Here is a 19,118-nt window from a genome sequence, read left to right on the forward strand (position 1 = left end):
GCAAGCGCCCCTACAACTTCTCGGCCGGTCCGGCTGCCATGCCGGAGGCGGTGCTGCAACGCGCCGCCGCCGAAATGCTCGACTGGCAGGGCAGCGGCATGAGCGTGATGGAAATGAGCCATCGCGGCAAGGAATTCGGTGCGATCTGCACCCAGGCCGAAGCCGACATCCGCACACTGCTGGCCATCCCATCGCATTTCCACGTCCTGTTCATGCAGGGCGGCGGACTTGGCGAGAACGCCATCGTGCCTTTGAACCTGTCGCGCGGCAAAACCACCGACTTCGTCATCACAGGCAGCTGGAGCATCAAGTCGCACAAGGAAGCGCAGCGCTACTGCGCAGCGCGCGTGGTCGCGAGCAACGCCGACGACCAGCACACGAAGCTGCCCGCCCCTGCGACCTGGCAGCTCTCGAAGGATGCCTCGTACGTGCACGTGTGCTCGAACGAAACCATCAACGGCATCGAGTTCCAGCAACTGCCCGACCTGGCCGCACTCGGCAGCAACGCCCCGCTGGTCATCGACTTCTCGTCGCACGTCGCCTCGCGCAGCGTCGACTGGAGCCGCGTGGGCCTTGCCTTCGGCGGCGCACAAAAGAACCTCGGCCCCGCCGGCCTGACCATCGTGGTCGTGCGCGATGACCTGCTGGGCCACGCGCTCGAGATCTGCCCGAGCGCTTTCAACTACAAGACCGTGGCCGACAACCACTCCATGTACAACACCCCGCCAACCTGGGGCATCTACATGGCGGGGCTTACGTTCCAGTGGCTGCTGCAGCAGACCGAAGGCACGCACACCGGTGTGGCCGCCATGGAGCAGCGCAACATCGCGAAGGCGAAGCTGCTGTACGACTTCATCGACGGCTCCGACTTCTACGCCAACCGCATCGACCCAGGCTGCCGCTCGCGCATGAATGTGCCGTTCTTCCTGGCCGACGAAGGCCGAAACGAGGCTTTTCTGGCCGGCGCGCGCGAGGCCGGGCTGCTGCAGCTCAAGGGCCACAAGTCGGTCGGCGGCATGCGCGCGAGCATTTACAACGCCATGCCGCTGGCAGGGGTGCAGGCACTTGTGGCCTACATGCGAGAATTCGAGCGATCGCATGCCTAGGCGCATGCCCAGCTGCTCGCACCGATGACCGCCTCCGCACCCACACCGCCCTCTTCTCCCTCCGACAACTCCGAAAGCCTGGCCGATCTGCGCGTGCAGATCGACTCGCTCGACCAGCGACTGCTCAGCCTGCTCAACGAGCGGGCCCATGTGGCCGAGCTGGTTGGCGAGGTCAAGAAGCGCGAGGGCACCCCGTTCTTCCGCCCCGACCGCGTGGCGCAGGTCATCGACAAGATGCAGAAGAGCAATGGCGGTCCGCTCAAGGACCTCCACGTGGCGGCCATCTGGCGCGAAATCATGTCGGCCTGCCTGGCGCTCGAGTCGCCACAACGGGTGGCTGTGCTTGGCCCCGAAGGCACCTTCTGCGAGCAAGCCGCCATCGAATACTTCGGCGGTGCCGCCGACCTGATCTATTGCGCCAGCTTCGACGAGGTGTTCCACGCCACCGCCGCGGGCAGCGCCCAGTACGGCGTGGTCGGCGTCGAGAACTCGACCGAAGGTGTGGTCACGCGCTCGCTCGACCTGTTCCTGCATTCGCCCACCCATGTCGTCGGCGAAGTCAGCCTGCTGGTACGTCATCACCTCCTGCGCAGCAGCAATTCGCTCGAAGGCGTGGAGGCCGTGCTGGCCCATCCGCAGGCGCTGGCACAGTGCCAGACCTGGCTGTCCAAGCACCTGCCGAACGCCGAGCGGCGCGCCGTATCGAGCAATGCCGAAGGCGCACGGCTCGCGGCCACCAACCCGGCCTGGGCCGCATTGGCCGGCGAACGCGCGGCCACCCGCTTCGGCCTGCACATCGTGGCGCACGCCATTCAGGACGACTCGTACAACCGAACCCGCTTCTCGGTGATCTGCCTGCCGCAGACGCTGGCCATGCCGCCGGCCTCGGGCCGCGACTGCACGAGCCTGATCGTCTCGGTGCCGAACCGGCCCGGCGCGGTGCACGACCTGCTGGTGCCGCTGAAGGCCAACAACGTGTCGATGACCCGCTTCGAGTCGCGCCCCGCGCGCACAGGCCAGTGGGAGTACTACTTCTACATCGACCTCGACGGCCATCCCTCGCAGCCCAACGTGGCCGCGGCGCTGGCCGAGCTGCGTGGCCTCTGCGCCTTCTACAAGGTGCTGGGCGCGTACCCCGTCAAGGCCTGAGCGGCAGGCAGACACACAGATGTTCGAACAACTGGGACTGATCGGCTGCGGCCTGATGGGCGGCTCCTTTGCCCTCGCACTCAAGCGCGCGAAACTGGTGAAACGTGTGGTCGGCTACAGCAAGTCGCCCTCCACCACCGAGCGGGCACGCCAGCTCGGCGTGATCGACGTGGTAGCGCCTTCGGCGCTGCTGGCGGTGTCGGGCTCCGACATCGTGCTGCTGGCGGTGCCGGTGGCCGCATCGGAAGCCACATTCAAGGCTATCCGCCACGGCATCTCGAACGAGACGCTGGTGATGGACGTCGGCTCGACCAAGGGCGACGTGATCGAGGCCGCGCGCAACGGCCTGCAGCGCCAGTTCGCGAACTTCGTGCCCGCACACCCGATCGCCGGCAAGGAGCTCTCGGGCATCGAGCATGCCGAGGCTTCGCTGTTCACCGGCCGGCAGGTCGTGCTGACGCCCGTGAAGACCACGCTGCGCTCGAACGTGCAGCGGGCCTCGCAGGTGTGGAGCGGCATCGGCGCGCACGTCGTCACCATGACGCATGAAGAGCACGACGCCGCCTTCGCCGCCGTGAGCCACCTGCCGCATCTGCTGGCCTTCGCGTACACCAACGCCATCGCCAGCCAGCCGCAGGGCGACCGCTTCCTGAGCCTCGGGGGACCGGGCTTTCGCGATTTCTCGCGCATCGCCGCGAGCGACCCGGTCATGTGGCGCGACGTGCTTCTGGCCAACCGCGAACAGGTGCTGCAACAGTCGCAGGCCTTCCGCAAGGCGCTGGACGATCTCGAAGCGCTGATGGCCGCGGGCGACCTGCAGGCACTGGAGCAATCCATTGCCGCCGCCAGCAAGGCCCGCGCGGCCTGGAAGCCAGCCACCGACACCTCGTCGCAGCAGCAGGACAACTGAGATGTTCTCGACGACCTTCCTCGATCTCCCGCCCCTCGCGGGCGCGGCCGGTACGGTTCGGCTGCCGGGCTCCAAGAGCATCTCCAACCGCGTGCTGCTGCTCGCCGCGCTTGCGAGCGGCACCACCACCATCCACGACCTGCTCGATTCCGACGACACGCGCGTGATGCTCGACGCCCTGCGCGCGCTCGGCTGCGGCATCGACCCGGACGGAAACACGCTGCGCATCACCGGCCTCGGCGGACAGCTGAAGCCCAGCGAAACGCTGCTGCCGCTGTTCCTCGGCAACGCCGGCACCGCGATGCGCCCGCTCACCGCGGCGCTGTCGCTGCTGGGTGGCGAGTTCGAGCTGAGCGGCGTTCCGCGCATGCACGAGCGCCCCATCGGCGACCTCGTCGATGCGCTGACCCAACTCGGCTGCCGCATCGACTACCTCGGCAACCCCGGCTATCCGCCGCTGCGCATCCATCCGGTGCCGCACGGCGACTTGGCGCTCGACGCCCCGATCCGCGTACGCGGCGACGTGTCGAGCCAGTTCCTGACCGCCCTGCTGCTGGCGTTGCCGCTCGCGGCGGCCAACGACATCGTGATCGAGGTGGTCGGCGAGCTGATCTCCAAGCCGTACATCGAGATCACGCTGAACCTGCTCGCGCGCTTCGGCATCCAGGTGCGGCGCGACGGCTGGGAGCGCTTCACCATTCCGGCAGGCAGCAGCTACAGCTCGCCCGGCGACATCCACGTCGAGGCCGATGCTTCGTCTGCTAGCTATTTCATAGCATTGGGCGCTATAGCGACAGGTGTTTCTGGCAAGGACGGCATCCGTATCGAAGGCGTGGGCGCCGATTCGATCCAGGGCGACATCCGCTTCATCGACGCCGCCCGCCAGATGGGCGCGCTGGTCGACAGTGGCCCGAACTGGCTCGAAGTCCGCCGCGGCGCCTGGCCGCTCAAGGCCATCGACCTCGACGCCAACCACATCCCCGACGCCGCGATGACGCTGGCCGTGATGGCGCTGTACGCCGACGGTCCGAGCACGCTGCGCAACATCGCAAGCTGGCGCGTGAAGGAAACCGACCGCATCGACGCCATGGCCAACGAGCTGAAGAAGCTCGGCGCTGCCGTCGAGGCCGGCCCCGACTTCATCCGCGTGCATCCGCTGGCGCAGGCCGGCTGGCGTCCGGCGAGCATCCACACCTACGATGATCACCGCGTGGCCATGTGCTTCTCGCTCGCGGCATTCAATCCGGCGGGGGTGCCGGTGCGCATCCTCGATCCGCACTGCGTCGCCAAGACCTTCCCCGACTACTTCGAGACCCTGTTCTCGGTGGCCGAGGCCGCCGAGGTGCCGGTGATCTGCATCGACGGCCCGACCGCCTCCGGCAAGGGTACGCTCGCGGCCGAGGTGGCGCGCCTGCTGGGCTACCACTACCTCGATTCGGGCTCGCTCTACCGCGTGACCGGCTTGGCCATGCGTCGTGCGGGCCTGAGCGCCGACACCCAGCACGAGGCGCAAATTGCCACCCTCGCGGCCGCCCTGCCCCTGCAGTTCACCGAAGGAAAGGTGCTGCTGGCCGGCGAAGACGTCAGTGACGACATCCGCACCGAAGCCGCTGGCATGGACGCCTCCCGCGTCTCCACGCTGCCGGCCGTGCGCGAGGCGCTGCTGGCCCTGCAGCAGCGCTTTCGCCAACTGCCAGGCCTGGTGGCCGACGGGCGCGACATGGGCACCGTGATCTTTCCCGACGCGGCGCTCAAGGTCTTCCTCACGGCCAGTGCCGCCCAGCGCGCCGAGCGGCGTCATAAGCAGTTGATTTCAAAGGGTATTTCGACTACACTCGACAGTCTTCGCTCCGACTTGGAAGCTCGTGATGCCCGGGACTCATCCCGCAGTGTCGCCCCTCTGAAGCCGGCGCAAGACGCTCGCCACCTCGACAACTCCCAGTTGTCCATCGAACAATCGATCGACACAGTGTTGGACTGGTGGCAACAAGTACAGCCTTTCAAGCCCGCTTGAAAGGCTGGCGCCAGACGGAATATCCCGGGAATATCCCGAAATATTCATAAGGCGCATACCGCTCCAGCAGGCTCCTTCCGCGCGACAGCGCACCGGCCTGCTGGTTGTTCAACCAACCCGGGCTCACGCCCACAAACCGCCGTCTACAGACCCACAGCAGCCGCACGCAATTTCGCAAGAGCGCCTGCCAACCCTGCCTGACGGAAGGAACCATAAATGTCTGAATCTTTTGCCGACCTATTCGAAGAGTCCCTGAAGCGTTCCGAAATGCGCACTGGCGAGGTCATCACGGCCGAAGTCGTGCGTGTCGAACACAACCACGTCGTCGTCAACGCCGGTCTGAAGTCCGAAGCGTATGTGCCGATCGAAGAGTTCAAGAACGACAAGGGCGAACTCGAAGTTCAGGCCGGCGATTTCGTTTCCGTTGCCATCGGCAGCGTTGAAAACGGCTACGGCGACACCATCCTCTCGCGCGACACCGCCAAGCGTCTGGCTTCGTGGCTCGCCCTCGAGAAGGCACTGGAATCGGGCGACTTCGTCACCGGCACCACCAGCGGCAAGGTCAAGGGCGGTCTCACCGTCCTGGTCAACGGCATCCGCGCGTTCCTGCCGGGCTCGCTGATCGACACGCGTCCGATCAAGGACCTGACCCCGTACGAAAACAAGACCCTCGAATTCAAGGTCATCAAGCTCGACCGCAAGCGCAACAACGTCGTGCTGTCGCGTCGTGCCGTGGTCGAAGCCAGCATGGGCGAAGAACGCGCCAAGCTGATGGAAACGCTCAAGGAAGGCGCAGTCGTGCGCGGCGTGGTCAAGAACATCACCGAATACGGTGCGTTCGTGGATCTCGGCGGCATCGACGGCCTGCTGCACATCACCGACATGGCATGGCGCCGTGTTCGCCACCCAAGCGAAGTCGTTCAGGCCGGCCAGGAAATCACCGCCAAGATCCTCAAGTTCGACACCGAGAAGAACCGTGTCTCGCTGGGTCTCAAGCAAATGGGTGATGACCCGTGGATGGGCGTTTCGCGCCGCTACCCGCAATCGACCCGCCTGTTCGGCAAGGTCACGAACATTGCCGACTACGGCGCGTTCGTCGAACTCGAACCCGGCATCGAAGGCCTGGTGCACGTCTCCGAAATGGACTGGACCAACAAGAACATCGCTCCGAACAAGATCGTCTCGCTGGGCGACGAAGTCGAAGTCATGGTCCTGGAAATCGACGAAGACAAGCGCCGCATCAGCCTGGGCATGAAGCAGTGCAAGGCCAACCCGTGGCAAGAGTTCGCGCAAAACACCAAGCGCGGCGACCGCGTCAAGGGCCCGATCAAGTCGATCACCGACTTCGGCGTGTTCGTGGGTCTGGCTGCCGGCATCGACGGCCTGGTTCACCTGTCGGACCTCTCGTGGAACGAAGCCGGCGAAACCGCCGTTCGCAACTACAAGAAGGGCCAGGAAGTCGAAGCGATCGTGCTGGCAGTCGACGTCGACCGCGAGCGCATCAGCCTGGGCATCAAGCAGCTCGACAGCGACCCGTTCACCACGTTCACCACCGTGAACGACAAGGGCCAGATCGTGACCGGCAAGGTCAAGACCGTGGACGCCCGCGGCGCTGAAATCGACCTGGGTGAGGACATCCTCGGCTACCTGCGTGCTTCGGAAATCTCGCGCGACCGCGTTGAAGATGCCCGCAACGTGCTGAAGGAAGGCGACGAAGTCACCGCCATCGTCGTGAATGTGGATCGCAAGACCCGCAACATCCAGCTGTCGATCAAGCAGAAGGACATGGTCGACGAACAAGGCGCCATGGCCAGCCTGAGCCAGCAGTCGGCACGCGAAAACGCAGGCACGACCAGCCTGGGCGCACTGCTGCGCGCCAAGCTCGACAACAACGACAGCAAGTAAGCTGAGTCGGAAGACAGAGCAGGCCTTGGGGCCGCTCTGTCTTTTTTTTCGTCCACGTTTTTCGTTTATGTTCGGCCTATGACCCGCTCAGACCTCGTCGAAGAACTCGCAGCGCGCTTTGCACAGCTCACGCACCGCGATGCCGAATACGCCGTCAAGACCATCCTCGACGCCATGAGCGACGCGCTGGTGCGCGGACACCGCATCGAGATCCGTGGCTTCGGCAGCTTCTCGGTCAACCGTCGTCCGCCGCGCATCGGCCGCAACCCGCGTTCGGGCGAGAGCGTGCAGATTCCCGAGAAGCGGGTGCCGCACTTCAAGCCCGGCAAGGCGCTGCGCGAAGCCGTCGATGCACGCACCGCGGAGCTCGACGCCGGCGGCAAGGAAGCCAAGGGCCGCAAGGCCTGACCGGCAGCCGGTCCCGATGGTTGCAAACGTAGAATCGTCCCGCCAACGGGAACGTGCATGAAATACCTCCTGTGGCTGCTCAAGGCAGCCATTTTTTTTACGCTCTTCGCTTTCGCGCTGAACAACCAGCACGACGCGACCGTCTATTTCTTCTTCGGCACCTACTGGCGTGCGCCGCTGGTGCTCGTCGTGCTCGCGGCATTTGCCGGCGGGCTCGTGGTCGGTGCACTGGGCATGCTGCCCGGCTGGTGGAAGCACCGCACCGCCGCGGCGCAACTGCCTGCCGCTGCCGAAACGCAGGCATCCACGCCGTCGACCACCGCGGTTGCACCGGCAGCCGCACCCTCCATCTCCGCCACCGACCTCCCCGCCGTACGTCAACATGGACTTTGATCCCAGCTGGCTGCTGATCAGCCTGCCCGTCGCCTTCGTGCTGGGCTGGCTCGCATCGCGCTTCGACATCCGGCAACTCAAGCTCGAGAACCGCCAGGCCCCCAAGGCCTACTTTCGCGGCCTCAACTTCCTGCTCAACGAACAGCAGGATCAGGCCATCGACGCCTTCATCGAAGCCGTGCAGAACGACCCCGACACGCAGGAGCTGCACTTCGCGCTCGGCAACCTGTTCCGCCGCCGCGGCGAGTACCAGCGCGCAGTGCGAGTGCACGAGCACCTGCTGGGCCGCGGCGACCTGAGCCGCAGCGATCGCGAACGCGCGCAGCACGCGCTGGCACAAGACTTCCTGCGCGCCGGCCTGCTCGACCGCGCCGAAGCCGCGCTGCAAAAGCTCGAGGGCACGCGCTACGAGAACGAGGCGCGGCTGTCGCTGCTGGCCATCTACGAACGCTCGCGAGAATGGGCACAGGCTGCCGACGTGGCACAGAAACTCGACGAATCAGACCAGGCCAGCTACAGCACGCGCCGCGCGCATCACCTCTGCGAGCAGGCGACCGAGCGCGTTGCGGCAGGCGACCTGCCCGGCGCGGCAAAGCTGCTCGCGCAGGCCGTCGAGCTCGCGCCGCAGGCACCGCGCCCCGCCATCGACACGGCCAACCTGCAGTTGCGCAACGGCGAAGCGGCCGCTGCCTTCGATACGCTCGTGGCCCTGAGCGAGACCGCACCGCTGGCACTGCCGCTCTACGCCGCCGCGCTGCAGCAGGCTGCCGTGGCTGCGCACCGCGAAGGCGAAGCGCTCGCGCTGCTGCAACGCCGCTATGTGGAGTCGCCGTCGATCGACGTGCTCGAGGCGCTGATGGCGCTCGGCGGCACACCGACCGCCACCGCCGAAGAACCCAACCCCACGCCGCGCGATGGCTACATCGCGCATCTCGCGCAGCAGCCCTCGCTGGTCGCGGCCTCGCGCTGGCTCGCGGGTGAGCACTTCGAGCACCAGCAGTTCCATCCGCAAGTGCAACGCGCGCTCGACCAGGCCACCCGGCCGCTCATGCGCTACCGCTGCGCAGCCTGCGGTTTCGAGGCGCACCAGTACTTCTGGCACTGCCCTGGCTGCCAGGCCTGGGACAGCTATCCGCCGCGCCGCGTCGAAGAACTCTGATCACATTTCTGAACAATGGTCACGTCGAAGCCAGCACAGCTTCCACGCGTCAACGCCCTTCTTTCTCTCCTCGTTGAGCCTGGGCCGACGTTTCTGTCGGCTGTCACTCATCAACAAAAAAGAGGGAGTTTTTCATCATGTTCAAGAAAATCCTGGCCACCACGGCCTTGCTGTTCGCAGCCGTTTCGTTCGCCGCCGTCGACGTCAACAAAGGCACCGAGGCCGACCTCGACGGCGTCAAGGGCGTTGGCCCGTCGATGTCCAAGCGCATCCTCGAAGCGCGCAAGGAAGGCGAGTTCAAGGACTGGCCCGACCTCATGCAGCGCGTCAAGGGTGTGAAGGAGAAGAAGGCGGCCAAGCTGTCGGCCGAAGGCCTGACGGTCAATGGCAAGAGCTTCGGTGATGCGGCACCCGTGGCCTCGAAGGAAGCGAAGGCTCCCAAGGCCGCCAAGCCCTGATTCCGCTCCGGTAGAAATATGCAAAGCCGCCTTCGGGCGGCTTTTTCATGCGCGCCATGGCAGGGAAATGCCTCAGGAAGTGGTCCGGAATTTGCACGTAAGCTTCCTTTCGTTTTGCTTTCAATCCATTCCGGAGCGCGTACATGAATCACAAGTTCGGCATTGCCCTCGCGGGCCTCACCCTCGGCGCCGCAGCCTTCGCGCAGACCAAGTGGGACTTGCCCACGGCCTACCCGGCCACCAACTACCACACGGAAAACATCACGCAGTTCGCGAAGGACGTCGACGCAGCCACGGGCGGCAAGGTGAAGATCACGGTGCATGCCAACGCCTCGCTGTTCAAGGCGCCCGAGATCAAGCGCGCCGTGCAGAGCGGCCAGGCACAAGCCGGCGAGATCCTGCTGGCCAACTACGCGAACGAGAACCCGATCTACGCGCTCGACGGCGTGCCCTTCCTCGCCACCACCTACCCAGAGGCAAGAAAGCTCTACGACGCATCGAAGCCCGCCATGGACAAGTTGCTCGCGGCCCAGGGCATCAAGGTGCTGTTCATGGTGCCGTGGGCGCCGCAGGGCATCTACACCAAGAAGGAAATCGGCTCGGTGGCCGACCTGCGCGGCATCAAGTGGCGCGCCTACAGCCCGGCCACCGCCAAGATCGCCGAGCTCATCGGCGCGCAGCCCGTGCAGATCCAGCAGGCCGAACTCAGCGCCGCCATGGCCACGGGCGTGATCGAGAGCTACATGAGCTCGGGCTCCACCGGCTACGACACCAAGACCTACGAGCACATCAAGAACTTCTACGACACGCAGGCCTGGATTCCGAAGAACGCGATCCTCGTCAACGCCAAGGCCTTCGACGCGCTCGACGCCACCACCAAGGCAGCCGTCACCAAGGCGGCCGCCGACGCCGAGGTGCGCGGCTGGAAGGTCGCGCAGGAGAAGAACGACGAGTACAAGCGCCTGCTCGCCGAGCGCGGCATGAAGGTGCACAAGCCCTCGCCCAAGCTCGACGCCGACATGCGCCAGGTCGGCGGCATCATGCAGACCGACTGGCTCAAGGCCACCGGTGCCGACGGTGCAGCCATCGTCGACGCTTATAAAAAGAAGTAAGCCGTGCGCCGCTTTCTCGACCGCCTGTACGACGGTGCAGGCGCGCTCGGCGCGTTCTGCGTGTTCCTGATCTTCGTGCTGATGATCCTGGCCGGCGTGGGCCGGCAGATGAACTGGCACGTGAGCGGGCTCAACGACGTGGTGGCCTGGCTGTGCGCCGCTGCCGCGTTCTTCGCGATGGCGCATGCATTCCGCCATGGCGACTTCGTGCGCGTGACGCTGCTGCTCGAAGCCGTGCCGCCGAAGGTGCGGCGCATCCTCGACGTGACATGCCTGCTGATCGCGTCGGTGTCCGTGGCCTACCTGACCTACTGGGCCACCAGCTTCACCTACGAGAGCTACGAGTTCGCCGAAATGGCCACCGGCCTCGTCGTCATTCCGATCTGGATTCCGCAATCGACCTTCGTCATCGGCTGCTGGCTGCTGCTTATCGCGATGGTCGACGAACTTGTCGGCGTGGTCCGCGGCGAGAAGCCCAGCTACCAGCGCGCTATCGAAGAGCGGCATGCCGCCGGTGATTTCTCCTCTGACGTCTGACGCCCATGCTTGAAACCCTGCTCATGGGCGCGCTGCTGCTCGCCATCATGCTGCTCCTGCTCGCGGGCGGCGTCTGGATCGCGATGACTCTGGCCATCGTCGGCTGGGTCGGCCAGGCCTTCTTCACCAACACGCTGCCGGGCAAGAACCTGTTCTCGGCCTTCTGGGAAAGCAACGCCAGTTGGGAGCTTGCGGCACTGCCCCTCTTTATCTGGATGGGCGAGATTCTTTTCAGAACCAAGCTCAGCGAGGAGATGTTCGAGGGCCTGCGCCCCTGGCTCAACCGCGTGCCCGGCCGGCTGATGCACACCACCATCCTCGGCTGCGGCGTGTTCGGTTCGGTCTCGGGCTCGTCGGCCGCCACCTGCGCGACCATCGCCAAGGTGGCGCTGCCCGAGCTCAAGCGCCGCGGCTACAACGAGAAGCTGGCCATCGGCTCGCTCGCCACCGCGGGCACGCTGGGCATTCTGATTCCGCCGTCGATCACGATGGTGGTGTACGCCGTAGCGGCCGACGCGTCGATCATCCGCATCTTCCTGGCCGGCTTTCTTCCGGGCTTTCTGCTGATGCTGCTGTTCTCGGGCTACATCGGCTGGTGGAGCCTGCGCAACCCCGACCAGGTGCCGCCGGCCGATCCGCCAACCACCTTCATGGAGAAGATCCGGCTCTCGGGCAACCTGATTCCCTGCGCGCTGCTGATCGTCTTCATCGTCTGGGTGCTGGTGGCCGGCTGGGCCACGGCCACCGAGTGCGCGGCCTTCGGCGTGCTGGGCTCGCTGGCCATCGCGGCCTGGGGCCGCAGCCTGACCTGGAAGAACTTCAAGGACGGCATCATGGGCGCCACCCGCACCAGCTGCATGATCATGTTCATCCTGGCCGGCGCGGCGTTCCTCACCAAGACCATGGCCTTCACCGGCATTCCGCGCGAGTTGGCGGAGTGGGTCGACAGCATGCACCTGTCGCCCTACGCGCTGATCGGCGCGCTGGTAGTCGTGTATCTGGTGCTCGGCACGGCGCTCGACGGCATCTCGATGATCGTGCTGACCAGCGCGGTGGTGCTGCCGATGATCCAGAAGGCCGGCTTCGACCTGATCTGGTTCGGCATCTTCATCGTGCTGCTGGTCGAAATCGCCGAGGTCACGCCGCCGGTGGGCTTCAACCTCTTCGTGCTGCAGAACATGACCGGGAAAGACAGCAACGTGATCGCCAAGGCGGCGATTCCGTTCTTCTTCTGCCTGGTGCTGTGCATCGTGCTGATCACGCTGTTCCCGAGCATCGTGACGATCCTGCCCGATGTGGTGATGGGCAAGGAAAAGTAGAAAGAGAAAGGCCGTCCGGCAGCTTGCGGATAATCACCGGCATGCTGCTGAATGTCCTCGTCATCTGCCTCGCCGCGTGTGTCGGCGCCCTCATGCGCTGGGGCTTTGCCCTGTGGCTCAACCCCGGCGGCATCCTGCCCTGGGGCACGCTGGCGGTGAACCTTATCGGCGGCTACCTGATCGGCGTGGCCATCGGTGTGTTCAGCGGCCTGCCGGACATCAACCCCGCGTGGCGGCTCATGGTCATCACCGGCTTCCTGGGCACGCTCACCACCTTCTCCAGCTTCTCCGCGGAAGTGGTCGGCATGCTCATGGGCGGCAGGCTCGGCCTCGCGATGGGCACGATCGCACTGCACCTGGGTGGCTCGCTTTGCATGACCTGGCTCGGGTTGCGCACGGTGCAGGCTTTCTCCTCCTGAATCGAGCGAAAAACTGCCTTATGTCTTGCGGTTATAGATAAGGCCTTCCATAGGGTCGGCCGATAGAATCGACCCCAATGCCCCTGGTCTTTCTCGTCGCACTCCCTTTCATTGCCAGCGTGCTGGCCGCGTTGATGCCGTCCAACGCGCGCAACAGGGAGTCGACGCTGGCGGGGCTGGTCGCGCTGGGCTGCGCCATCCAGGTTGCCTGGTTCTTCCCGCAGATCGCGCATGGCAATGTGCTGCGGCAAGAGATCGAATGGCTGCCGGCCCTCGGCCTGAACCTCGTGTTCCGCATGGACGGCTTCGCGTGGCTGTTCTGCATGCTGGTGCTGGGCATCGGCGCGCTGGTGGTGCTCTATGCGCGCTACTACATGTCGGCCTCCGACCCGGTGCCGCGCTTCTTCTCGTTCTTCCTCGCGTTCATGGGCGCGATGATGGGCGTGGTGCTCTCGGGCAACCTCATTCAGATGGTGCTGTTCTGGGAGCTCACCAGCCTCTTCTCCTTCCTGCTCATCGGCTACTGGCACCACCGGCGCGACGCGCGGCGCGGCGCCCGCATGGCGCTCACCGTCACGGGCGCTGGCGGGCTGTGCCTGCTGGCCGGCGTGCTGGTGCTGGGCCGCATCGTCGGCAGCTACGAGCTCGACGTGGTGCTGGCCTCGGGCGACCTCATTCGCGCACATGCGCTCTACCCGGTCGCACTGGTGCTGGTGCTGCTCGGCGCCTTCACCAAGAGCGCGCAGTTCCCGTTCCACTTCTGGCTGCCGCGCGCCATGGCCGCGCCCACGCCGGTATCGGCCTACCTGCACTCGGCCACGATGGTGAAGCTCGGCGTGTTCCTGATGGCGCGGCTGTGGCCCGTGCTCTCGGGCACCGAGCAGTGGTTCTGGATGGTGGGCGGCGCGGGCGCCGTCACGCTGCTGCTCGGCGGCTTCATCGCCATGTTCCAGCGCGACCTGAAGGCGCTGCTGGCCTACTCGACCATCTCGCACCTCGGGCTCATCACGCTGCTGCTGGGCCTGAACAGCCCGCTCGCGGCGGTGGCAGCGGTCTTCCACGTGATGAACCACGCGACCTTCAAGGCGTCGCTGTTCATGGCGGCCGGCATCATCGACCACGAGACCGGCACGCGCGACATCCGCAAGCTCAGCGGCCTGATGCGGCTCATGCCCATCACGGGCACGCTAGCCATCATCGCCAGCGCTTCGATGGCCGGCGTGCCGCTGCTCAACGGCTTTCTCTCGAAGGAAATGTTCTTCGCCGAGACGGTGTTCATCCAGTCGACACCGTGGGTCGACTTCAGCCTGCCGGTCATCGCCACCATCGCCGGCATCTTCAGCGTGGCGTATTCGGCGCGCTTCGTGTTCGACGTGTTCTTCGGCCCGCCCTGCGGCGACGAGGTGCCCAAGCACCCGCACGAGCCGCCGCATTGGATGCGCGTGCCAGTCGAGCTGCTGGTGCTGCTGTGCCTGGTGGTGGGCGTGGTGCCGGCGTGGTCGGTCGGCCCGATGCTGGCGGCGGCCGCCACGCCGGTCGTCGGTGGCACGCTGCCCGAGTACAGCCTGGCCGTGTGGCACGGCTTCAACCTGCCACTGCTGATGAGCTTCGTGGCGCTGGTGGGCGGCGGCGCGCTGTACCTGCTGCAGCGCCGCCGGCGCGCGAGCGGTGGCCTCGAGCACACGCCGCTGCTGCACCGCTTCGACGGCCAGGTCATCTTCGAGCACCTGCTCGCGCTGCTGAGCGAGGCGGGCCGGCGCAGCCGCCGCCTGTTCGGCACGCGCCGGCTGCAGTGGCAGTTGCTGCTGCTGGTGGTCGTGGCCGTGGCGGGCGCCGCGGCTTCCCTGTGGGCCGCGCCCGCCGCACTTGGCACGCGCGAGCTGCTGCCCTTCTCGCCGATGTTCGCAATGACCTGGATCATCGGCGGCACCTGCGCGCTGGCCGCCGCGTGGCAGGCCAAGTTCCATCGGCTGGCGGCACTGATGCTGGCCTCGGGTGCGGGGCTGGTCTCTTGCGTGACCTACATCTGGTTCTCGGCACCCGACCTCGCGTTGACCCAACTGGTGGTCGAGGCCGTGACCACGGTGCTCATCCTGCTGGGCCTGCGCTGGCTGCCGATGCGCAGCAAGGACGTCATTCAACCTGCGCGCGCGCGGCTGCGGCCCTGGGGCCGGCGCGGACGCGACCTGCTGGTGGCCACCATCGCCGGCGGCGGCATGGCCTCGCTGGCGTGGGCCATGATGACGCGCAACTTCCCGCAGAGCATCTCGCCCTTCTTCCTCGAACACGCGCTCACCGAGGGCGGCGGCACCAACGTGGTCAACGTGATGCTGGTCGACTTCCGCGGCTTCGACACCTTCGGCGAGATCACCGTGCTGGGCATCGTGGCGCTCACCGTGTATGCGCTGCTGCGGCGCTTCCGCCCTGCCCTCGAATCGATGGCCCTGCCGGTCCAGCAGCGCCTGCAGGTCGACGACGGCAGCAGCGACCTGCTGAACCCGCGCCGCGCCAAGGACACCGCCGTCGGCTACCTGATGGTGCCGGCCGTGCTGGTGCGGCTGGTGCTGCCGCTGGCGGCGCTGGTGTCGGTCTACTTCTTCATGCGCGGCCACAACGCGCCGGGCGGCGGCTTCGTCGCGGGGCTGGTGATGTCGGTCGCACTGGTGCTGCAGTTCATCGTGTCGGGCACCGAGTGGGTGGAAGAGCATCTGCGCATCTACCCGCGCCGCTGGATCGCCACCGGCCTGCTGCTGGCGCTGGCCACCGGCGGTGGCGCGATGTTCTTCGGCTATCCCTTCCTGACCACGCACACCGCGCACCTGCATCTGCCTTTGCTGGGCGAAGTGCACGTGCCCAGCGCCCTCTTCTTCGACATCGGCGTGTTCGCGCTGGTGCTCGGCGCCACCATGCTGATCCTGACCGCGCTGGCCCACCAGTCGATACGAAGCCACCGCTGGGCCGACGAGCAGGCCGAGAAAGAAGCCGAAGCCGCCGCGGCTGCTGTCGCCGCAGGGGGAGCCAGCTGATGGAAATCGTGCTCGCACTCGCCATCGGCGTGCTCACCGGCTCTGGCGTGTACATGCTGCTGCGCCCTCGCACCTTCCAGGTCATCATGGGCCTGACGCTGATCTCTTATGCGGTCAACCTGTTCATCTTCAGCATGGGCCGGCTCAAGGTCGACAGCGAGCCGGTGCTCATCAAGGGCCTCACCTCCACGCTGGCCAACACGGCCGACCCGATGCCGCAGGCGCTGGTGCTGACGGCCATCGTGATCGGCTTTGCGATGACGGCGCTGTTCCTCGTTGTGATGCTCGCCTCGCGCGGCCTCACCGGCACCGACCACGTGGACGGTGAAGAACGGCAGGAGGCAGAGTGAAAGAGATCTTCCACCTGCTCGACGAACTGCTCGAGTTCAGCATGCCGCACCTGGTGGCGGTGCCGATCCTCGTGCCCATGCTCACGGCCGCGCTCATGCTGCTGCTGGGCGAGAACCGGCGGCGCACCAAGTCGGCCCTGAGCGTGGTCTCGGGCCTCGTCGGCCTGCTTGCCGCGCTTGCGCTGCTGCGCTGGGTGAACGCGGCCGACACCGGCGGCGGGCCCGGCTCCATCGGCGTCTACCTGCCGGGCAACTGGCGCGCACCCTTCGGCATCGTGCTGGTGGCCGACCGGCTCTCGACCATGATGGTCGCGCTCACGGGCGTGATCGCCTTTGCCGCGTCGATCTATTCCACCTCGCGCTGGGACCGCGCGGGCGTGCATTTCCATCCGCTGCTGCAACTGCAGCTCATGGGCCTGAACGGCGCCTTCCTCACGGGCGACCTGTTCAACCTGTTCGTCTTCTTCGAGGTGATGCTCGCGGCCTCGTACGGCCTGCTGCTGCACGGCTCGGGGCGGCTGCGCGTGCAGGCGGGGCTGCACTACATCGCGATCAACCTCGCTGCGTCGTCGCTGTTCCTGATTGGCGCGGCCATCCTCTACGGCGTGACCGGCACGCTCAACATGGCCGATCTCGGCGTGCGCATCGCCGAACTCGCACCGGGCGACCGCGGCCTGGTGCATGCGGCAGCGGCCATTCTCGCGACCGCCTTCTTCGCCAAAGCCGGCGCATGGCCGCTCAACTTCTGGCTGGTGCCGGCCTACAGCGCGTCGGTGTCGCCCGTGGGGGCGGTGTTCGCACTGCTGACCAAGCTCGGCGTCTACACGATCCTGCGGCTGTGGACCGTGCTGTTCGCACCCGACACCGGCGACTCCGCCGCCTTCGGGCAGGCGGCGCTGGTCGGCGTGGGCCTTGCCACGCTGTTCGTGGGGGCGCTGGGCATCGTCGGCACGCAGCGGCTGTCGAACCTCGCGGGCTTCAGCGTGCTGGTATCCGCGGGCACCCTGCTCGCGGCGGTCGGGCTCGGACAGCCTGCCGTGTGGGCTGGCGCGCTGTACTACCTGCTGAGCTCCACGCTGGCGGTCAGCGCCTTCTTCCTGCTGACCGACATGATCGAGCGCTGGCGCAACGCGGGCATGAGCGTGGCGCCACACGAGGCGGCCGGCAATGCGCCCTTCCTCGCCGAAGACCTGCGCGCACTCAACGACGTGAACCTCGACGACGAGGCACAAGCGCTCTACGGCCGCGCGATTCCCGCTGGCGTTGCCTTCCTGGGCCTGAGCTTCATGGGCTGCACGTTGCTGCTCGCGGGCCTGCCGCCGCTGTCGGGTTTCATCGGCAAGTTCGCGATGCTCTCGGGCATGCTCGGCGCCAAGGCGATTGGCACCGCCGGCTGGATCTTTCTTGCGCTGCTGATTGCCTCAGGCTTCCTCTCGCTGATTGCATTGAGCCGCACCGGCATTCGCCACTTCTGGACGCAGCTTCACCCCACCATGCCCTCGCTGCCCGCGCTCGAAGTGCTGCCGGTGGCTGCGCTGCTCGCGGCCAGCGTGGCGCTGACCGTGTGGGCCGGACCTGTCATGCAGCACGCCAGGGCCACCGCGGACGGACTGAAGACCCCCACGCCATATCGCAACGCGGTGCTGGGCGCGCGGCAGATACCGAACCCTGTGAAGAAGGAAGGCACGGCCCCATGAAGCGCCTGATTCCTTCTCCGTCGCTGTCGTTCGCGCTGTTCATCGTCTGGCTGCTGCTCAACCAGTCGCTCGACGCCGCCACGCTGCTGGCGGCCCTGATCCTCGCCATCGCGGTGCCGCTGCTCACCGAGGGCCTGCGCCCGGCTGCGGTGCGCATGCGCCGGCCCGGCGTTGCGCTGCGGCTGTCCTTCGTCGTGACCTTCGACATGCTGAAGTCGGCGTACGACGTGGCCCGTCTGCTGCTCACGCGGCGCACCTCGCGCATCGCCTCGAAGTTCGTGCAGATTCCGCTCGACATGCGCGACCCCAACGGGCTCGCGGTGCTGGCCATGGTGATGTGCCTCACGCCCGGCACCGCCTGGGGCGAAGTGTCGTTCGACCGCAGCACGCTCCTGATCCACGTGTTCGACGTGGACGACGAGGCCGCCTTCGTTGCACTGATAAAGCAGCGCTACGAGCGCCCCCTGATGGAGATCTTCGAGTCATGACACCCATCCTCTTCTGGGCCCTGAAGTTCGCGCTCTTCCTGCTGGCCGTGGCCATGCTGTGCGCACTCTCGCGGCTGCTGATAGGCCCGAGCGCGCAAGACCGCGTGATGGCCCTCGACTGCCTCTACATCAACGGCATGCTGATGATGCTGGTGCTCGGCATCATCTACGCGAGCAACGTCTACTTCGAGGCGGCGCTGCTGATCGCGCTGTTCGGCTTCGTCGGCTCCACGGCCATGGCCAAGTTCCTGCTGCGCGGGGAGGTGATCGAATGACGGACTTCATCGTGGGCCCGCTGCCGCTGTGGGCCGAGATCATCACCGCCGTGTTTGCTGTGCTGGGCGCGGCCTTCGCGGCGATCGGTTCATTCGGCCTGGTGCGGCTGCCCACCTTCTTCCGCCGCATCCATGCGCCCACGCTCGGCGCGACAGTGGGCGTGTGGTGCATGACGGTCGCCACCATCGTGTATTTCTCGGTGCAGGGCTTCAGCCTGTTCCTTCACGCGGTGCTGATCGTGCTGTTCATTGCGCTCACGGCGCCGATCACCACTATCTTTTTGATGCGTGCGGCGCTGTTCCGCGAGCGGCAAAAGGGTGGCGACGTGCCGCCCGAGGCAAAGTCGGGCTGATTCATTGGCGGAGGGGAGTACCCGGTGTCATTCGCGCTCA

The 19,118-nt window shown here is 66.2% G+C and carries 19 protein-coding genes; all 19 read left to right on the plus strand.

Annotated elements, in window-relative coordinates:
• The first annotated feature begins 38 nt into the window (after nucleotides 1-38).
• The 19 genes from serC to mnhG all read left to right on the plus strand — a co-directional run bounded on the left by serC (nucleotide 39) and on the right by mnhG (nucleotide 19,078).
• On the plus strand, nucleotides 39-1,106 hold the full coding sequence (serC, locus tag ACSFCA_RS03765) for a 3-phosphoserine/phosphohydroxythreonine transaminase (RefSeq protein ID WP_435459048.1): 1,068 nt from the start codon (nucleotides 39-41) through the stop codon (nucleotides 1,104-1,106).
• A 24-nt stretch (nucleotides 1,107-1,130) separates the two neighbouring features.
• Complete coding sequence (gene pheA / locus ACSFCA_RS03770) at nucleotides 1,131-2,255, plus strand: prephenate dehydratase (RefSeq protein WP_093050110.1); 1,125 nt, start codon at nucleotides 1,131-1,133, stop codon at nucleotides 2,253-2,255.
• A gap of 19 nt (nucleotides 2,256-2,274) precedes the next feature.
• Nucleotides 2,275-3,165, plus strand: coding sequence for a prephenate dehydrogenase (locus tag ACSFCA_RS03775; protein WP_093050107.1), 891 nt, complete (start codon nucleotides 2,275-2,277; stop codon nucleotides 3,163-3,165).
• 1 nt (nucleotide 3,166) lies between these two features.
• Nucleotides 3,167-5,179: a bifunctional 3-phosphoshikimate 1-carboxyvinyltransferase/cytidylate kinase gene (locus ACSFCA_RS03780; RefSeq protein ID WP_435458689.1), complete on the plus strand. Its 2,013-nt coding sequence runs from the start codon at nucleotides 3,167-3,169 to the stop codon at nucleotides 5,177-5,179.
• 216 nt (nucleotides 5,180-5,395) lie between these two features.
• The gene (gene rpsA, locus ACSFCA_RS03785) at nucleotides 5,396-7,084 is read left to right on the plus strand and encodes a 30S ribosomal protein S1 (protein ID WP_258350522.1); all 1,689 of its coding nucleotides are present in this window, start codon (nucleotides 5,396-5,398) and stop codon (nucleotides 7,082-7,084) included.
• Between the two features lie 78 nt (nucleotides 7,085-7,162).
• The gene (locus ACSFCA_RS03790; RefSeq protein WP_093050102.1) at nucleotides 7,163-7,492 is read left to right on the plus strand and encodes an integration host factor subunit beta; all 330 of its coding nucleotides are present in this window, start codon (nucleotides 7,163-7,165) and stop codon (nucleotides 7,490-7,492) included.
• Between the two features lie 57 nt (nucleotides 7,493-7,549).
• Nucleotides 7,550-7,885: a LapA family protein gene (locus ACSFCA_RS03795; protein ID WP_258350523.1), complete on the plus strand. Its 336-nt coding sequence runs from the start codon at nucleotides 7,550-7,552 to the stop codon at nucleotides 7,883-7,885.
• Nucleotides 7,875-9,044: a lipopolysaccharide assembly protein LapB gene (lapB, locus tag ACSFCA_RS03800; protein ID WP_093050096.1), complete on the plus strand. Its 1,170-nt coding sequence runs from the start codon at nucleotides 7,875-7,877 to the stop codon at nucleotides 9,042-9,044. Before ACSFCA_RS03795 ends, lapB begins: the two co-directional genes overlap by 11 nt.
• 137 nt (nucleotides 9,045-9,181) lie before the next feature.
• Complete coding sequence (locus tag ACSFCA_RS03805; RefSeq protein WP_435458690.1) at nucleotides 9,182-9,502, plus strand: ComEA family DNA-binding protein; 321 nt, start codon at nucleotides 9,182-9,184, stop codon at nucleotides 9,500-9,502.
• A gap of 143 nt (nucleotides 9,503-9,645) precedes the next feature.
• Nucleotides 9,646-10,614, plus strand: coding sequence for a TRAP transporter substrate-binding protein (locus tag ACSFCA_RS03810; protein WP_435458691.1), 969 nt, complete (start codon nucleotides 9,646-9,648; stop codon nucleotides 10,612-10,614).
• A 3-nt stretch (nucleotides 10,615-10,617) separates the two neighbouring features.
• Complete coding sequence (locus ACSFCA_RS03815; protein WP_093075288.1) at nucleotides 10,618-11,151, plus strand: TRAP transporter small permease; 534 nt, start codon at nucleotides 10,618-10,620, stop codon at nucleotides 11,149-11,151.
• 5 nt (nucleotides 11,152-11,156) lie between these two features.
• A complete protein-coding gene (locus tag ACSFCA_RS03820; RefSeq protein ID WP_093050084.1) occupies nucleotides 11,157-12,470 on the plus strand; it encodes a TRAP transporter large permease in 1,314 nt (437 codons plus the stop codon).
• A gap of 41 nt (nucleotides 12,471-12,511) precedes the next feature.
• Nucleotides 12,512-12,889: a fluoride efflux transporter CrcB gene (gene crcB, locus ACSFCA_RS03825; RefSeq protein WP_093075291.1), complete on the plus strand. Its 378-nt coding sequence runs from the start codon at nucleotides 12,512-12,514 to the stop codon at nucleotides 12,887-12,889.
• A 77-nt stretch (nucleotides 12,890-12,966) separates the two neighbouring features.
• Entirely contained in the window at nucleotides 12,967-15,915 is a 2,949-nt protein-coding gene (locus ACSFCA_RS03830; RefSeq protein WP_435458692.1) for a monovalent cation/H+ antiporter subunit A, read from the plus strand.
• Nucleotides 15,915-16,265, plus strand: coding sequence for a Na+/H+ antiporter subunit C (locus tag ACSFCA_RS03835; RefSeq protein WP_093050075.1), 351 nt, complete (start codon nucleotides 15,915-15,917; stop codon nucleotides 16,263-16,265). The genes ACSFCA_RS03830 and ACSFCA_RS03835 overlap by 1 nt, the downstream gene beginning before the upstream one ends.
• 41 nt (nucleotides 16,266-16,306) lie before the next feature.
• Nucleotides 16,307-17,962, plus strand: coding sequence for a monovalent cation/H+ antiporter subunit D (locus ACSFCA_RS03840; protein WP_258355339.1), 1,656 nt, complete (start codon nucleotides 16,307-16,309; stop codon nucleotides 17,960-17,962).
• The gene (locus ACSFCA_RS03845; protein WP_093075295.1) at nucleotides 17,959-18,450 is read left to right on the plus strand and encodes a Na+/H+ antiporter subunit E; all 492 of its coding nucleotides are present in this window, start codon (nucleotides 17,959-17,961) and stop codon (nucleotides 18,448-18,450) included. The genes ACSFCA_RS03840 and ACSFCA_RS03845 overlap by 4 nt, the downstream gene beginning before the upstream one ends.
• Entirely contained in the window at nucleotides 18,447-18,725 is a 279-nt protein-coding gene (locus tag ACSFCA_RS03850) for a K+/H+ antiporter subunit F (protein WP_093050069.1), read from the plus strand. Before ACSFCA_RS03845 ends, ACSFCA_RS03850 begins: the two co-directional genes overlap by 4 nt.
• On the plus strand, nucleotides 18,722-19,078 hold the full coding sequence (gene mnhG / locus ACSFCA_RS03855) for a monovalent cation/H(+) antiporter subunit G (RefSeq protein ID WP_093050066.1): 357 nt from the start codon (nucleotides 18,722-18,724) through the stop codon (nucleotides 19,076-19,078). Before ACSFCA_RS03850 ends, mnhG begins: the two co-directional genes overlap by 4 nt.
• The last annotated feature ends 40 nt before the right edge of the window (nucleotides 19,079-19,118 follow it).

The organism is Variovorax multivorans (genome assembly GCF_051216835.1).
Taxonomy (GTDB): domain Bacteria; phylum Pseudomonadota; class Gammaproteobacteria; order Burkholderiales; family Burkholderiaceae_C; genus Variovorax.

Excerpts from the sequence above, each read along its gene's own strand:
- serC (WP_435459048.1), top strand. The coding sequence starts at position 39 with ATGCCGGAGGCGGTGCTGCAACGCGCCGCCGCCGAAATGCTCGACTGG.
- pheA (WP_093050110.1), top strand. The coding sequence starts at position 1,131 with ATGACCGCCTCCGCACCCACACCGCCCTCTTCTCCCTCCGACAACTCC.
- ACSFCA_RS03775 (WP_093050107.1), top strand. The coding sequence starts at position 2,275 with ATGTTCGAACAACTGGGACTGATCGGCTGCGGCCTGATGGGCGGCTCC.
- ACSFCA_RS03780 (WP_435458689.1), top strand. The coding sequence starts at position 3,167 with ATGTTCTCGACGACCTTCCTCGATCTCCCGCCCCTCGCGGGCGCGGCC.
- rpsA (WP_258350522.1), top strand. The coding sequence starts at position 5,396 with ATGTCTGAATCTTTTGCCGACCTATTCGAAGAGTCCCTGAAGCGTTCC.
- ACSFCA_RS03790 (WP_093050102.1), top strand. The coding sequence starts at position 7,163 with ATGACCCGCTCAGACCTCGTCGAAGAACTCGCAGCGCGCTTTGCACAG.
- ACSFCA_RS03795 (WP_258350523.1), top strand. The coding sequence starts at position 7,550 with ATGAAATACCTCCTGTGGCTGCTCAAGGCAGCCATTTTTTTTACGCTC.
- lapB (WP_093050096.1), top strand. The coding sequence starts at position 7,875 with ATGGACTTTGATCCCAGCTGGCTGCTGATCAGCCTGCCCGTCGCCTTC.
- ACSFCA_RS03805 (WP_435458690.1), top strand. The coding sequence starts at position 9,182 with ATGTTCAAGAAAATCCTGGCCACCACGGCCTTGCTGTTCGCAGCCGTT.
- ACSFCA_RS03810 (WP_435458691.1), top strand. The coding sequence starts at position 9,646 with ATGAATCACAAGTTCGGCATTGCCCTCGCGGGCCTCACCCTCGGCGCC.
- ACSFCA_RS03820 (WP_093050084.1), top strand. The coding sequence starts at position 11,157 with ATGCTTGAAACCCTGCTCATGGGCGCGCTGCTGCTCGCCATCATGCTG.
- crcB (WP_093075291.1), top strand. The coding sequence starts at position 12,512 with ATGCTGCTGAATGTCCTCGTCATCTGCCTCGCCGCGTGTGTCGGCGCC.
- ACSFCA_RS03830 (WP_435458692.1), top strand. The coding sequence starts at position 12,967 with ATGCCCCTGGTCTTTCTCGTCGCACTCCCTTTCATTGCCAGCGTGCTG.
- ACSFCA_RS03835 (WP_093050075.1), top strand. The coding sequence starts at position 15,915 with ATGGAAATCGTGCTCGCACTCGCCATCGGCGTGCTCACCGGCTCTGGC.
- ACSFCA_RS03840 (WP_258355339.1), top strand. The coding sequence starts at position 16,307 with ATGCCGCACCTGGTGGCGGTGCCGATCCTCGTGCCCATGCTCACGGCC.
- ACSFCA_RS03845 (WP_093075295.1), top strand. The coding sequence starts at position 17,959 with ATGAAGCGCCTGATTCCTTCTCCGTCGCTGTCGTTCGCGCTGTTCATC.
- ACSFCA_RS03850 (WP_093050069.1), top strand. The coding sequence starts at position 18,447 with ATGACACCCATCCTCTTCTGGGCCCTGAAGTTCGCGCTCTTCCTGCTG.
- mnhG (WP_093050066.1), top strand. The coding sequence starts at position 18,722 with ATGACGGACTTCATCGTGGGCCCGCTGCCGCTGTGGGCCGAGATCATC.